General features: G+C 65.2%; 14 protein-coding genes and 1 other RNA gene. 7 read left to right on the plus strand and 8 right to left on the minus strand.

Features of this window, described 5'->3' with window-relative positions:
- Window positions 1-175: 175 nt before the first annotated feature.
- The 5 genes from argB (at window position 176) to dapE (ending at window position 5404) form a co-directional block, all read left to right on the plus strand.
- Window positions 176-1063: an acetylglutamate kinase gene (gene argB, locus IVB01_RS01710; RefSeq protein WP_247276433.1), complete on the plus strand. Its 888-nt coding sequence runs from the start codon at window positions 176-178 to the stop codon at window positions 1061-1063.
- A 230-nt stretch (window positions 1064-1293) separates the two neighbouring features.
- On the plus strand, window positions 1294-2280 hold the full coding sequence (locus IVB01_RS01715; RefSeq protein WP_247276449.1) for a DUF1036 domain-containing protein: 987 nt from the start codon (window positions 1294-1296) through the stop codon (window positions 2278-2280).
- 194 nt (window positions 2281-2474) lie between these two features.
- A complete protein-coding gene (locus IVB01_RS01720) occupies window positions 2475-3164 on the plus strand; it encodes a pyrimidine 5'-nucleotidase (RefSeq protein ID WP_247276432.1) in 690 nt (229 codons plus the stop codon).
- A gap of 217 nt (window positions 3165-3381) precedes the next feature.
- Window positions 3382-4227 (plus strand): 2,3,4,5-tetrahydropyridine-2,6-dicarboxylate N-succinyltransferase, encoded by an 846-nt coding sequence (gene dapD / locus IVB01_RS01725; RefSeq protein ID WP_247276431.1) that lies wholly within the window; start codon window positions 3382-3384, stop codon window positions 4225-4227.
- Between the two features lie 10 nt (window positions 4228-4237).
- Window positions 4238-5404 carry a succinyl-diaminopimelate desuccinylase gene (gene dapE, locus IVB01_RS01730; protein WP_247276430.1) on the plus strand — a complete coding sequence of 389 codons (1167 nt, stop codon included), beginning with the start codon at window positions 4238-4240 and terminating at the stop codon, window positions 5402-5404.
- Between the two features lie 239 nt (window positions 5405-5643).
- On the opposite strand, the gene truA is transcribed toward dapE, so the two are convergent.
- The 3 genes from truA to def all read right to left on the minus strand — a co-directional run bounded on the left by truA (window position 5644) and on the right by def (window position 8155).
- Window positions 5644-6381, minus strand: a complete 738-nt coding sequence (gene truA, locus IVB01_RS01735) for a tRNA pseudouridine(38-40) synthase TruA (RefSeq protein WP_247276448.1) — start codon at window positions 6379-6381, stop codon at window positions 5644-5646.
- A gap of 119 nt (window positions 6382-6500) precedes the next feature.
- The gene (gene fmt / locus IVB01_RS01740) at window positions 6501-7436 is read right to left on the minus strand and encodes a methionyl-tRNA formyltransferase (RefSeq protein ID WP_247276429.1); all 936 of its coding nucleotides are present in this window, start codon (window positions 7434-7436) and stop codon (window positions 6501-6503) included.
- Window positions 7437-7630: 194 nt separating this feature from the next.
- Entirely contained in the window at window positions 7631-8155 is a 525-nt protein-coding gene (gene def, locus IVB01_RS01745) for a peptide deformylase (protein ID WP_247276428.1), read from the minus strand.
- A gap of 171 nt (window positions 8156-8326) precedes the next feature.
- Between def and rmuC the strand changes: the two genes are divergently transcribed.
- Together rmuC and IVB01_RS01755 are read left to right on the plus strand one after the other, a co-directional pair.
- The gene (gene rmuC, locus IVB01_RS01750; protein WP_247276427.1) at window positions 8327-9526 is read left to right on the plus strand and encodes a DNA recombination protein RmuC; all 1200 of its coding nucleotides are present in this window, start codon (window positions 8327-8329) and stop codon (window positions 9524-9526) included.
- 190 nt (window positions 9527-9716) lie between these two features.
- Window positions 9717-11072: an MFS transporter gene (locus IVB01_RS01755; protein WP_247276426.1), complete on the plus strand. Its 1356-nt coding sequence runs from the start codon at window positions 9717-9719 to the stop codon at window positions 11070-11072.
- A 145-nt stretch (window positions 11073-11217) separates the two neighbouring features.
- On the opposite strand, the gene IVB01_RS01760 is transcribed toward IVB01_RS01755, so the two are convergent.
- The 5 genes from IVB01_RS01760 to ffs form a co-directional block, all read right to left on the minus strand.
- The gene (locus IVB01_RS01760; protein WP_247276425.1) at window positions 11218-11652 is read right to left on the minus strand and encodes a hypothetical protein; all 435 of its coding nucleotides are present in this window, start codon (window positions 11650-11652) and stop codon (window positions 11218-11220) included.
- Between the two features lie 27 nt (window positions 11653-11679).
- Window positions 11680-12282: a recombination mediator RecR gene (gene recR, locus IVB01_RS01765; protein WP_247276424.1), complete on the minus strand. Its 603-nt coding sequence runs from the start codon at window positions 12280-12282 to the stop codon at window positions 11680-11682.
- Between the two features lies 1 nt (window position 12283).
- The gene (locus IVB01_RS01770) at window positions 12284-12604 is read right to left on the minus strand and encodes a YbaB/EbfC family nucleoid-associated protein (protein WP_247276423.1); all 321 of its coding nucleotides are present in this window, start codon (window positions 12602-12604) and stop codon (window positions 12284-12286) included.
- A 26-nt stretch (window positions 12605-12630) separates the two neighbouring features.
- Window positions 12631-14448 carry a DNA polymerase III subunit gamma/tau gene (locus tag IVB01_RS01775; RefSeq protein ID WP_247276422.1) on the minus strand — a complete coding sequence of 606 codons (1818 nt, stop codon included), beginning with the start codon at window positions 14446-14448 and terminating at the stop codon, window positions 12631-12633.
- A gap of 91 nt (window positions 14449-14539) precedes the next feature.
- Window positions 14540-14636, minus strand: an RNA gene (gene ffs, locus IVB01_RS01780) — signal recognition particle sRNA small type.
- Window positions 14637-14684: the final 48 nt, after the last annotated feature.

Raw genomic sequence — 14684 nt, forward strand, 5'->3', positions numbered from 1 at the left:
CCATCTCCTTGCGCCTCAAGCTCAAGCGCGCCGGGTGGAACGATGCCTTTCTTTTTGAGCTCCTCGGCCACATGCGATAGCCCTGCCCTCCAGGGGAGGGTAAGAGCACTTTGCGCCACGCCCGCCAATCGGATAGAACGCAGCCCGCGTTAGTCCCGCCAGCGAGATCCGCCTCATGACCGACATCTCCCCGCTCGACCAGGCCCGCATCCTGTCCGAAGCGTTGCCGCACATGCAGCAGTATGACGAGGAAACCATCGTCATCAAATATGGCGGCCATGCCATGGGCGACGAGGAGACCGCCAAGAACTTTGCGCGCGACATCGTGCTGCTGGAGCAGACCGCGATCAACCCGGTGGTGGTACATGGCGGCGGGCCGCAGATCGCGACCATGCTCAAGCGCCTCGGCATTGTCTCGGAATTCGCCGCCGGCCTGCGCATCACCGATGCCGCGACCATCGAGATCGTCGAGATGGTGCTTGCCGGCTCCGTCAACAAGCAGATCGTCGGATACATCAACGAAGCTGGCGGCAAGGCCGTGGGTCTGTCGGGCAAAGACGGCAACATGGTGAAAGCGTCGAAGACGACGCGGACCATCATCGATCCGGACTCGAACATCGAGAAGGCGATCGATCTCGGCTTCGTCGGCGATCCCGAGAAGGTCGATCTCACCCTGCTCAACCAGCTGATCGGCTACGAGCTGATCCCGGTGCTGGCGCCGCTCGCGACCTCTCAGGACGGCCAGACGCTGAATATCAACGCCGACACGTTTGCGGGTGCCGTGGCCGGCGCGCTCAAGGCCAAGCGCCTCTTGCTACTCACCGACGTGCCTGGCGTGCTCGACAAGTCCAAGAAGCTGATACCGCAATTGTCCGTCAAGGACGCACGAAAGCTGATCGCCGACGGCACCATTTCCGGCGGCATGATCCCGAAGGTCGAGACCTGCATCTACGCGCTCGAACAGGGCGTGCAGGGCGTCGTCATCATCGACGGCAAGATGCAGCATGCGGTGCTGCTCGAGCTCTTCACCAACCAAGGCACGGGAACGCTGATCCACAAGTGATGCGGGAACGGGCAAGGAAAGAGGGCGTCATGCCCGGGCTTGTCCCGCCTGCGCGGCCGAAGCCGCTTCGGCGAGGCGAAGGCCCGGCCATCCACGGCTCTCGCATTGCTCGGTCATTCCGGAGCGCCCGAAGGGCGAATCCGGAATCTCGAGATTCCGGGTTCGATGCTTCGCGTCGCCCCGGAATGACTGGATCGCAGCACCGCCGCTCGCCCCTCGCCCGCTTCCTGATGACGCTGCCTGCTGCAGCCGCCTCGTTCTTCTTCTCCTCCGCGCCGGCCTTTGCGGACCTCAAGATCTGCAACCGCATGTCCTATGTCGTCGAGGCCGCGATCGGCATCGACGACAAGGCGGCGACCGCGACGCGGGGCTGGTTCAGGATCGATCCCGCCACCTGCCGCGTGGTGGTGCAGGGCATGCTGACCGCCGACCGCATCCTGCTCAATGCGCGCGCGCTCGGTGTCTATGGCGCCTCGCCGATTCCGCAGAACGGCCGCGACATGCTGTGCGTGGCGCAGGACAATTTCGTCATCGCGGCGGCGCGGCAGTGCCGCAGCGGCCAGACCCAGGCCGCGTTCACGCAGGTGACACCGACGCAAGGCGCGGACGGCAACCTCATTGCCTATCTCGCCGAGGATTCCGAATATGACGACGAGCAGGCGCGCCTCGCCGGCATCCAGCGGCTGCTGGTGATCGCGGGCTACGACGTCGGCGCGATCGACGGCGTCGATGGGCCGAAGACGCAGGCCGCGCTGGCTGCCTTTTTGAAGGGCCGGGGGCTGTCCTCCGACGTCGTGTCGTCGCCGAATGTCTTCAAGAGCATGGTCGATGCGGTGCAGACGCCGTCGGCGACCGGCCTCACCTGGTGCAACGACACGCCGCACAAGGTGATGGCGGCGGTCGCGACCGACGACGGCAAGTCGGTGACGAGCCGCGGCTGGTATCGCATCGATCCAAAGACATGCCTGCATCCTGATGTGACCGGCCAGCCCAGGCAGATCTTCAGCTTCGCGGAAGCGGTCGATGCCGACAACCGCGTCATCAAGCTGAAGGACCGGCCGCTGAACTGGGGCGGCGACAAGCAGCTCTGCACGCGCGAGACCAAATTCGAGACGAGCGAGCAGACCGATTGCGGCGCGCGCGGATTTGCGGCAACGGGGTTTGGGGCGGTGGATGTGTCGAGCGGCGGCAAGACGCTGCGGTTTGCGACGCCGTGAGGAAATGGCGTGATGACGCTACATAGACCGGTGTCGTCCTGGCAAAAGCCAGGACCGATTAACCAAGGATTGCGTTTGGAAGAACGACAACCAGAATGCCCCGATCGATGCGCCGCGGAGTAGGGGTCCTGACTTTCGCCAGCACGACAATTGAGGGCCGGGCGGCTGCGCGCGCAACAGATAGAGAATCCTTGATGAAATCCCCCCGCACCTTCGCCCACATCGACACCTGGGTGTTCGATCTCGACAACACGCTCTATCCGCATCACGTCAATCTGTGGCAGCAGGTCGATGCGCGGATCGGTGAGTTCGTGTCGAGCTGGTTGAACGTGACCCCGGAGGAAGCGCGCAAGATTCAGAAGGATTATTACCTGCGCTTCGGCACCACCATGCGCGGCATGATGACCCTGCACGGCGTCTCCGCCGACGACTACCTTGCCTACGTCCACAAGATCGACCACTCGCCGCTGGAGCCGAACCCGGCGCTCGGTGCAGCCATCGCTGGACTGCCGGGCCGCAAGCTGATCCTGACCAACGGCTCGGTCGACCATGTCGATGCGGTGCTGGCGCGGCTCGGCTTCGCCTCGCATTTCGACGGCGTGTTCGACATCATCGCCGCCGAGTTCGAGCCCAAGCCGGCGCCGCAGACCTACCGCAAATTCCTCAGTCAGCACGCCGTCGATCCGACCCGCGCCGCTATGTTCGAGGATCTCGCCCGCAACCTCGCCGTCCCGCACCAGCTCGGCATGACCACGGTGCTCGTGGTGCCCGACGGCGCGAAAGAGGTGGTGCGCGAGGACTGGGAGCTGGAGGGCCGCGACGCCGCTCATGTCGATCACGTCGCGGATGATTTGGCGGGGTTCTTGGCCAAGCTGTCACGGTAGGCCTTATCGCTCAACCATGCATCGTCATTCCGGGGCGCCCGAAGGGCGAACCCGGAATCTCGAGATTCCGGGTTCGATGCTTCGCATCGCCCCGGAATGACGGTGGAGATACCCGGGGCAAGCCCGATAGCGACGAATGTGCGCTTGACTTGACCTTTCCAAATCCCGAAAAAGCGCCCCAATCCATCAAAATTCCCGTTTCCTTGAGGAAATCCCGATGTCCCTTGCAGCCCTCGAATCCACCATCAACAGCGCCTTCGACGCGCGCGAGACCATCTCGACCACGAGTAAGGGCGAGGTGCGCGAGGCCGTGGACCAGGCGCTGGAAATCCTGGACAAGGGCGAGGCGCGCGTTGCCGAGCGCGGCAGCGACGGCAAGTGGAAGGTCAACCAATGGCTGAAGAAGGCCGTGCTGCTCTCCTTCCGCCTGAACGACATGGACGTCATTCCCGGCGGATCGGGCAAGGCGACCTGGTGGGACAAGGTGCCCTCGAAGTTCGAAGGCTGGGGCGAGAACCGCTTTCGCGATGCCGGTTTCCGTGCCGTCCCCGGCTCCATCGTGCGCCGCTCGGCCTTTATCGCCAAGAACGTCGTGCTGATGCCGTCCTTCGTCAACCTCGGCGCTTATGTCGATGAGAGCACCATGGTCGACACTTGGGCCACCGTCGGCTCCTGCGCCCAGATCGGCAAGCGCGTGCACATCTCCGGCGGCGCCGGCATCGGCGGCGTGCTCGAGCCGCTCCAGGCCGAGCCCGTGATCATCGAGGACGACTGTTTCATCGGCGCGCGCAGCGAGGTCGCCGAAGGCGTGATCGTGCGCAAGGGCGCGGTGCTGGCGATGGGCGTGTTCCTGGGCGCCTCCACCAAGATCGTCGACCGCGAGACCGGCGAAATCTTCATGGGCGAAGTGCCCGAATATTCCGTGGTGGTGCCGGGCGCGCTGCCCGGCAAGCCCCTGAAGAACGGCCAGCCCGGTCCGAGCACCGCCTGCGCCGTCATTGTCAAGCGCGTCGACGAGCGCACGCGGTCGAAGACGAGCATCAACGAGCTGCTGCGGGATTGATCCGACGCGCATGACCGATGCTCTCTCCATCGCCCGCGATCTCATCCGCTGCCCCTCGGTAACCCCGGCCGATGCCGGTGCGCTTGGGGTGCTTGAAAAAGCCCTGACCGCAGCAGGCTTCACCTGTCATCGCGTGACGTTCAGCGAACCCGGCACCGCCGACATCGACAATCTCTATGCGCGGATCGGCAGCGAGGGCCCGCACATCACCTTTGCCGGCCACACCGACGTGGTGCCGCCCGGTGACGAGAGCGCCTGGAGCGTCGGCGCGTTCTCGGGCGAGGTCCGGGATGGCGTCCTGCACGGCCGCGGCGCGGTCGACATGAAGGGCGGCATCGCCTGCTCGGTGGCGGCGGTGCTGGAGCATCTCGCCGCCAATGAGGGCAAGCCGCGCAAGGACGGCAAGGGCTCGATCTCTTTCCTGATCACCGGCGACGAGGAAGACGTTTCGATCAACGGCACGGTCAAGCTGCTGAAATGGGCCGCCGAGCGCGGCGAAAAGTTCGACCATTGCGTGCTGGGCGAGCCCTCCAACGTCGAGACGCTCGGCGACACCATCAAGGTCGGCCGCCGCGGTTCGCAATCCGGCACGCTTCATGTCGACGGCGTGCAGGGCCATGTCGCCTATCCACATCGCGCCTCCAACCCCGTGCCTGATATTGCGCGGCTGATCGTGGCGATCTCCGACGAGCCGCTCGACCATGGCAGCGCCCAGTTCCAGGCCTCCAATCTCGAATTCACCTCGGTGGACGTCGGCAACAAGGCCAGCAACGTCATCCCCGGCGAGGCCCGCGCGAAATTCAACATCCGCTACAACGACAACCACACGCAAGCCAGCCTGCGCGAATTGGTCGAGGCGCGCCTCGCCAAAGCCTGCGGCAACCGCATCCGCGCCCGCATCGTCTGGGATCACTCGAACTCCAACGTGTTCGTGACCAAGCCCGGCCCGTTCACCGATCTTGCAGTGTCCGCGATCGAAGAGGTGACGGGCCGCAAGCCGGAGCTGTCGACCTCGGGCGGCACGTCGGACGCGCGCTTCATCTCCAGCTACTGCCCGGTGATCGAGTTCGGCCTGGTCGGCCAGACCATGCACCAGATCGACGAGCGGGTGCCCGTGGCGGATCTAGAGAAGCTGACGCGGGTGTATCGGGGGATTTTGGCAAGGTATTTTGCTTGAGGCACTGTTGCCTCCACAAACAGAGCTGTCATCGCCCGACTTGATCGGGCGATCCAGTATTCCAGAGACAGCAGTATTGAACCGGGAGGCCGCGGCGTACGAGATGCCCCGGTCCCGGCGCCGCCAAGGCTACGCCGGGGCCACAAGGGTGCTCGGCCACCGAAGCTTTTGCGAAGGCGGCAAGCCGGGGCATGACAGCGCTGATGTAGCGAGAGCGCACCCTGCGCCCTCCGCGCATCTCAATAATCCACCTTCACCAGATACAGCCCCTGCGGCGGGGCGACGATGCCGCAGGCGGCGCGGCTGCGGGCGGCGAGTGCGGCCGACAGATCATCGGCCGTCCAGCGTCCCTCGCCGACCCAGACCAGCGATCCCACCATCGAGCGCACCTGGCTGTGCAGGAACGAGCGCGCAGAGGTGACAATGGTGATCTCGCGGCCGTCGCGTATCACGTCGAGCTGATCGAGCGTCTTCTCCGGCGACTTGGCCTGGCACTCGGTATCGCGGAACGTCGTGAAGTCGTGCTTGCCGAGCAGACGCTGGGCTGCTGCATGCATCGCGTTACTGTCGAGCCGGCGCGGCACGCGCCAGGCGCGACCGACGTCGATGGCGAGATTGGCGCGGGTGTTGATGATGCGGTAGCGGTAGTGGCGCTTGATGGCCGAGAAGCGCGCCTCGAAGGTCTCGGGGACGATCTCGGCCTCGAGCACCGCGACCGGATGGGGGCGCAAATGCGCGTTGAGCCCGTCGCGAAAACGATCCGGCGCAAATTGCTTGCCGATGTCGACATGCGCGACCTGGCCAAGCGCGTGCACGCCGGCATCGGTGCGGCCAGCGCCATGCACCCGCGCGTCCGCGCCGGTCATCGCCTTCACCGCGGCCTCTAGCGCGCCCTGCACCGAGGGCAGCGTCTCCTGCACTTGCCAGCCGAAGAACGGCGCGCCGTCATATTCGATGGTGAGCTTGTAACGGGGCATCGTGTCCAGTTTCACCGTCATTGCCCGCGAAGGCGGGCAATCCAGTACTCCGCAGCCGATCAGATCAACCGAGAAGCCTCGGCGTACTGGATACCCCGCCTTCGCGGGGTATGACAGTGTCAGCTGAATTTCGCGCCCGCCCTCACAGGCACGCCGCGCAGAAAGTCCGCGGCCCGCATCCTGGCCTTGCCTTCGCGCTGCAGCTCGAGGATGCGGACGGCACCCTCGCCGCAGGCGATGGTGAGGTGGTCGTCGAGCACCTCGCCCGGCGCACCTGAGCCGTTCGCCAATTCACATCGCAGGATCTTGACGCGCGCATTTTCGCTGACGTCCACAAGCTCGGTCCAGGCGCCGGGAAACGGCGACAGGCCATGGATGTGGCGCAGCACCGCGCGTGCGGGTTTCGTCCAGTCGATCCGCGCCTCGGCCTTGTCGATCTTGGCGGCATAGGTGACACCGTCCTCGCTCTGCTTTTTGAGCTGGAGCCCGCCGCGTGCGAGCGCCGCCATCGCGCGCACCATCAAATCGGCACCTAACCGGGACAGGCGATCGTGCAGATCGGCCGCGGTCATGCTGTCGGTGATCGCGATGCGCTCGGCCATGGCGACGTCGCCGGTATCCAGGCCGACATCCATCTTCATCACCATCACGCCGCTTTCGGCATCGCCTGCCATGATGGCGCGGTTGATCGGCGCGGCGCCGCGCCAGCGCGGCAAGAGCGAAGCGTGCAGATTGTAGCAGCCGAGCTTCGGCGCATCGAGGATCACCTGCGGCAGGATCATGCCATAGGCGACGACGACGGCGGCATCGGCATCGAAGGCGCGAAACTCGTCGAGTGCTTCCGGCGTCTTCAACGTCTTCGGCGTCAGCACGTGGACGCCGAGTTTTCGCGCCGCTTCTTCAACCGGAGTGGGCTGCAATTGCAGGCCGCGCCGTCCGCCCGGCTTCGGCGCGCGGGTGTAGACGGCGGCGATCTCGTGGCCATGCGCGACCAGCTCGAGCAGCGTCGGCACGGAGAAATCGGGCGTGCCCATGAAGATCAGGCGGAGGGGCATCAACAGACTCGCTGCGTTCCCTCCCCCTTGGGGAGGGCTAGGGAGGGGGTGCCACACGACCGCTCTAGCGGCGTGAGCGCGGGCGCTTTGTTGCTCGCGCTCCGCAAATCAGGAGCGCCTTTTGCTGGGCTGCCCCCTCCCCTGCCCTCCCCCCAAGGCGAGGGAGCAGACTGAGCGTGAGGCAACACTAAACTCTACCCCGCCCGCTTGGCGGCCTTCTCGAACTTCTTCATCACGCGGTCGCGCTTGAGCTTCGACAGGTAGTCGACGAACAAGACGCCGTTGAGATGATCGATCTCGTGCTGGATGCAGGTGGCATAGAGGCCTTCGGCATCCTCCTCGTGCAGCTTGCCGTCGAGATCGGTGAAGCGCACGCGCACCTTCGCCGGGCGCTCGACCTCCTCGTAATATTCGGGGATCGAGAGGCAGCCTTCCTCGTACACTGAAAGTTCCTCTGAGGAGGAGAGAATCTCCGGATTGATGAAGACGCGCGGCTCGTGCCTGGTCTCGCCGTCCTCGTCCCGCTTGGCGAGGTCCATGGTGATCAGCCGCAGCGGCTGCGCGACCTGGATCGCGGCGAGGCCAATGCCAGGCGCGTCGTACATGGTCTCGAACATGTCGTCGGCAAGCTTGCGGATCTCCGGCGTGACCTTCTCGATCGGCTTGGAGACCAGACGCAGCTGCTTGTCGGGCAGGATGATGATTTCTCGTAGGGCCATGGCCGCGATTTAAGCCGCGTGTCGGGTGCGGTCAATCCGGCGCGGAACTCCGTTAACCCTTCGCTAACCATAAAACTTCAGATTTCGTTAACCATAAGAATCAACGGGACTTTGGCCATAAACGTTCGCTATTCGTTCGTGGAGCCCGGCGAATCGGCTAGAAGGGTCGGCATGAACGAGATCATCTTCGTGCTCGGCGACTGGCCGGTGCGCACCATCGACGCGCTGATCGGCTTCGGCGCCCTCGTCCTCATCCTGCTGGTGGTGATTGCCGGGGTGATCGCGCGCTCCGGGCGGCGCGGCGCGGAACTCGCGATGGCCAATGCCATCCGTGCCGACGAGCTCGAGGAGCGCCTGAGCGAGGTGCTGCGGGCCCAGAGCGAGGCTTCGGGCCGGGTCGACGCCATGACCCAGGCGCTGGCCGGCCGCCAGGCCGAGATGGCACGGGCGGTCAACGAGCGGCTGGATTCGGTGACGCATCGCGTCGGCCAGTCCATGGAACACTCCACCCGCAACACCATGGAGAGCCTGCGCGCGCTGCATGAGCGGCTCGGTATCATCGACAGCGCGCACAAGAACCTCTCCGACCTCACCACCCAGGTGACGACCCTGCGCGACGTGCTCGCTAACAAGCAGTCGCGCGGCGCCTTTGGCCAGGCGCGGATGGAGGCGATTGTCCAGGACGGTCTTCCAAAAGGGTCCTACGAGTTCCAGTTCACGCTCTCGACCGGCAAGCGGCCCGATTGCGTCGTGTTCCTGCCCGACCAGCGCCCGCTCTGCATCGATGCAAAATTTCCGCTGGAGGCGGTGACGGCCCTGCACGATGCCCGTACGGACGAAGAGCGGCGGATTGCCACGCAGCGGTTACGCGGCGACGTGATGAAGCACGTCAGCGACATCGCCGAAAAATACCTCGTTGCCGGCGAGACCCAGGAGATGGCGCTGATGTTCGTGCCGTCGGAATCGGTCTATGCCGAGATCCATGACGGCTTTGACGACGTGATCCAGAAAGCGTACCGCGCTCGCGTGGTGCTGGTGTCGCCGTCGCTTTTGATGCTCGCGATCCAGGTGATGCAGCAGATCATGAAGGACGCGCGCATGCGCGACGCCGCCGACCAGATCCGCACGGAGGTTATCAAGCTCGGCGACGATCTGGGCCGTCTGCGCGACCGGGTGCTGAAGCTGCAAAAGCATTTCTCCGACGTCAACGAGGACGTCCGCCAGGTTCTGATCTCCGCCGACAAGATCGAGAAGCGCGCCGGACGTATCGAGGAACTCGATTTCAGCAAGAGCGATGCGGCCGATGCCCCGCGGCTGGTCGCGACGGGCGCGGGTGAGTTGTTCCCGAGGAAGCTGCAGGCAGGGGAGTGAGATTAAGGTACACGGTCATGCCCCGCGCAGGCGGGGCCTCCAGTACGCCGCGGCGATCGTGGTTGAGCCGAGGCGCTGGTGATTACTGGATCGTCCGCCTTCGCGGACGATGACAGCGAGGGATGGAGAGAGCTTCCGCCCACCGAGCTCCGCCAGAGTCTTTTCGGCCAGAATCTGCTAACACCTGCGCATGACCGCACCCGACGCGACCTCCTCCGCCGGCGCTGCCGCCTCCTGGCGTGACAGCCTTGCCGTGTACCTGCAACCGCGGGTGCTGATCGTGCTGTTCCTCGGCTTCTCATCCGGCCTGCCGCTGGCGCTGTCGGGCTCGACGCTGCTGGTGTGGATGCGCGAGGCCGGAGTCGATCTCAAGACCATCGGGCTGTTTGCGCTGGTCGGCACGCCCTACACGCTGAAATTCTTGTGGGCGCCATTGGTGGATGCGATGCATGTGCCGCTGTTCACCCGCGCCTTCGGGCGGCGGCGTGGCTGGCTCTTGTTCTCGCAGATGCTGCTGATCATCGCCATCCTGCTGCTGGCGCTCACCGATCCCGCGCGCTCGCCGTTCTACGTCGCGCTCGGCGCGCTGCTGGTCGCAACCATGTCCTCGACCCAGGACATCGTGGTCGATGCCTTCCGCGTCGAGAGCTTGCCCGAGAGCGAGCAGGCGGCCGGCATGGCCGCTTATGTCGCGGCCTATCGCATCGGCATGCTGGTCTCGACCGCGGGCGCGCTGTTCATCGTCTCCGGCTTCGAGGGCACCGGCATTAGCCGGCAATCGGCCTGGATGTGGGGCTATGTGGTGATGGCGGCGATGGTGCTGATCGGGACCATCACGGCGCTCCTCGCAACCGAGCCCGAGCAATCGGTGCGGGCGGAAGCTGCGACAAAGGCCGAGACCGCGTTCGCGCGCGTGCTGCGCGCCGCAATCGGGGCGTTCTCGGAATTCCTGTCGCGGAAAGACGCGCTCGCCGCGCTCGCCTTCGTCGTTCTCTTCAAGTTCACCGACGCGTTCTCCGGCACGATGACCGCGCCGTTCGTGATCGACCTCGGCTTTTCCCGCAACGATTATGCGGCGATCGTGAAGGGTGTCGGGCTCGCCGCGACGTTGCTCGGCGGCTTTGCCGGCGGTTTTGTCGCGCGGCGTTATTCGCTCGCGACCAGCCTGTGGATCGGCGGCGTGGTGCAGGCACTCGCCAACCTTTCGTTCTCCTGGCTGGCGTTCGTCGGCACCAGCCAATGGGCGCTCGCCTTCGCCATCACGGCTGAGAACTTCACCAGCGCCATCGGCACCGTGATCTTCGTCGCCTATCTCTCCGCCCTGTGCAAGAACCCGTTGCACACGGCGACGCAATACGCGCTGCTCACCGCGCTCGCGGCGGTGGGGCGAACGTATCTCTCCTCGGGTGCCGGCTTCGTGGCTGATACGACCGGCTGGGCGCTGTTCTTCGTGATCTGCGTGCTGGTGGCGATCCCGAGCCTGGTACTGCTGGCCTGGCTCCAGAAGCGCGGCCATTTCAAGACGCTGGGGCCAGTCAGGGTTTAGGACTCACGTCTCGCCTTCCTCATTGCGAGGAGCTCTTGCGACGAAGCAATCCAGACCGTTTCCGCGGAAGAATTTCTGGATTGCTTCGCTTCGCTCGCAATGACGGCGGAGAAAGCCGCGGCAAGGGGCCAATCGCGAGCCATTCCTACTGCTTCTTGACCAAACTCCACTTGGTGATCACGGCCTCGCTCATCTGGCCGGCATCGCTGGCGCAGGCGATCTCGTCGACCTTGACCGAGATTTCCTTGCCGACGAACGATTTCAGCTGCGCGGCCTGCGCGTCGCTGGAGGTGACGAGCTGGAAGGTTTCGGGGCCCGTCTCGAGATTGCACAGCCCGTTCGGCGGCGGCAGGCGGCGCGGCTCGGAGGTGATCTGGTAGGTCGCAACGCGCTTGCCGTTCTTGACGTCGCGCACCTTCATCGCATTCAACTCGCCGGAGAGCACGTCGCCGGTGTTGATCGGCTTGCCGGGCTTGGACGGCGGCAGCGCCTCGTCGCCCTGCTGCGCGGATATGGCCGGGCTCACCAGCATCATCATCGTCGCAACCAAAGCCGATCGTGTGGCGAAAGGTTTCGTCATGTCGTCCGTTCCGTAAATTCTGGATGGCTAGAACAGAGTACGCTGCCGCATCGCAGCCGATAGCGTACCTTCATCGAGATAATCAAGCTCGCCGCCGACAGGAACTCCATGGGCGAGCCGCGTCACCTTCACATTGGCGTCCTGGAGCAGGTCGGTGATGTAGTGCGCCGTGGTCTGGCCGTCCACAGTTGCATTAAGCGCCAGAATGATCTCGTGCACCTGCGAATCATGCGCGCGCGCCACCAACGCGTCGATGGTGAGGTCCTGCGGGCCGACGCCGTCGAGCGGCGACAATGTCGCGCCGAGCACATGATAACGCCCCTGGGTGGCATTGGCCCGCTCCAGCGCCCAGAGGTCGGCGACGTCGGCCACGACGACGATGATGGAGGGATCGCGCTTCGGATCGATGCAAACGGTGCAGGGATTTTGCGTATCGATGTTGCCGCAGGTCTTGCAGACCTCGACCTTGTCGAGCGCGACCTGGAGGGCCGACGAAAGCGGCATCATCAGCGCTTCGCGCTTCTTGATCAGATGCAGCGCCGCGCGTCGCGCCGAGCGCGGGCCGAGGCCCGGCAGCCGCGCGAGGAGCTGGACCAGCCGCTCGATCTCGGGACCTGCAACGGCGCCCATATTACTGGCCGAACAACCCCGGCGGCAGGCCGAGCCCGCCGGTGAGGGCCTGCATCTTCTCCTGCATCGCAGTCTCCGCCTTGCGGCGGGCATCGCCGAAGGCGGTGACGAGGAGGTCTTCCAGCACCTCGCGCTCGTCCGCCTTCATCAGCGCAGGGTCGATCTTGACGGCCTTGACGTCCATCTTCGCAGTCATGCGCACGGCGACGAGGCCGCCGCCAGAGATGCCTTCGACTTCCACGTTGGCGAGTTGGTCCTGCATCTCCTGCATCTTGGATTGCAGCTGCGCCGCCTGCTTCATCATGCCGAGAAAATCAGCCATCGGTGCTCGTCCTTGGAAAGAATGGCTCAGAGATCATCGTCGCCGTCGGAACCGTCGGGCGGATCGTCACTGCCATAGTCGGCGTTAATATTGGTTTCCGGCACCTCGGGGGCAAGCCTGCGGACCTCGACGACCTTCGCACCGGGGAAACGCGACAGCACCTCCTGCACGCGCGGATCGGCCTCGGCGGTGCGCGCATGCTCCTGCTTCGCGGCCTGGTTCACCGAGCGCAGCGTCGGCTGGCCCTGCTCGTTGGAGACGATCACGGTCCAGCGGCGCCCGGTCCACAGCTCGAACTTTTTCGCGAGCTCGGAGATCATGGTCTTGGAGGCGTTGGGCTCGAGCGCGACTTCCAGCCGGCCCTCCTCGAAACGGACGAGGCGCATGTCGCCTTCGAGCGCGCTCTTGGTCATGATGTCACGCTTCTGCCCGGCCAGCGCGACGAGCTGGGTGAAGCTGGTGACGCGCAGCACCGGCGCTGCACCTTGCGGATCCGACGCGGGGGCCGCCATCTGCGGCCGGGCGCCGGCGCCGAACGAGGATGGCAAGGATGTCGGCATGCGAACCGGCGCAGCAGACGCGACCGGTGCGGAAGGCGCGCTGCGCGTGGCACTGCCGCTGCTCACGACCGGCGAACCGCCGCCGTTCTGCTCCAGCATCCGGATCGCCTCGTCCGGCGTCGGCAGGTCGGCGACATAGGCAATGCGCACCAGCACCATTTCCGCCGCCGCGGCGGGACGCGTCGCGGCCTGCACCTCGGTGATGCCCTTGAGCAGCATCTGCCACATCCTCGACAGCACGCGCATGGAAATCTTGGACGCGAAGTCCCGTGCGCGGACCCGCTCGGTCTCGCCATAGGCGACGTTGTCGGCGGTCGCCGGCACGATCTTCACACGGGTGACGAAATTGACGAACTCGGCGAGGTCCGAGAGCACCACGATGGGATCGGCGCCGACATCGTACTGGTCGCGGAACTCCTTGAAAGCGGCCGCGATGTCGCCGCGCGCCAGTGAATCGAAGAGATCGATGACGCGGGTGCGATCGGCGAGGCCCAGCATCTGCCTGACGGCATCGGCCTTCACGGTGCCAGCCGCATGCGCGATCGCCTGGTCGAGCAGCGACAGCGAATCGCGCACCGAGCCTTCGGCGGCGCGGGCGATGATGCCGAGCGCCTCGGGCTCGATCTCGACGCTTTCCTTGGCCGCGATGTTGGCGAGGTGCTTCATCAGCACGTCGGCCTCGACGCGGCGCAGGTCGAAGCGCTGGCAGCGCGACAGCACGGTCACCGGAACCTTACGAATCTCGGTCGTGGCGAACACGAACTTGGCGTGCTCCGGCGGCTCCTCCAGCGTCTTCAGGAAGGCGCTGAACGCCGCCGTCGACAGCATGTGGACTTCGTCGATGATGTAGACCTTGTAGCGGGCGCTGGCGGGGGCATAGCGCACGCTGTCATTGATCTGGCGGACGTCGTCGACGCCGGTGTGCGAAGCGGCGTCCATCTCCAGCACGTCCATGTGCCGGCTTTCCATGATCGCCTGGCAGTGCACGCCGAGTATCGGCATGTGGATGGTCGGACCCTTCACCGAAGCATCCGGCATCTCGTAGTTGAGCGCACGGGCGAGAATACGCGCGGTGGTCGTCTTGCCGACGCCGCGGACCCCGGTGAGGATCCACGCCTGCGGAATGCGCCCGGTCTCGAATGCGTTGGAGACGGTGCGGACCACAGCCTCCTGGCCGATCAGATCATCGAAAGAGGAAGGGCGGTATTTCCGCGCCAGCACGCGGTAGGGTGTGGGGGCCTGGCTCGCTCTGTCGGGATCGGGAGGGGCGCCAGCGTCGGTCATCGGTCGATCCGCAATGAAATGTCTGTTGGCCGGCTTTTGCGGAAAGGAGCGCGCCGGCGGGGGCCGCCGGCGCAATTCGCTCGAAAAACAGGTAGGAGACTGACGAGCGACCCGATCCGGACCTCGTTAGGGCTGCTTCCTTCCGGACCTGACCCGGTTGGCGAGTGGCTCGTCCACCGCCAATCTCCCGGTCCCTATTTGGGGCCAAAGGAAGCGGAAAGCAAGTCGGCTGTCCA

This window comes from Bradyrhizobium sp. 164, assembly GCF_023073715.1.
Lineage (GTDB): Bacteria > Pseudomonadota > Alphaproteobacteria > Rhizobiales > Xanthobacteraceae > Bradyrhizobium.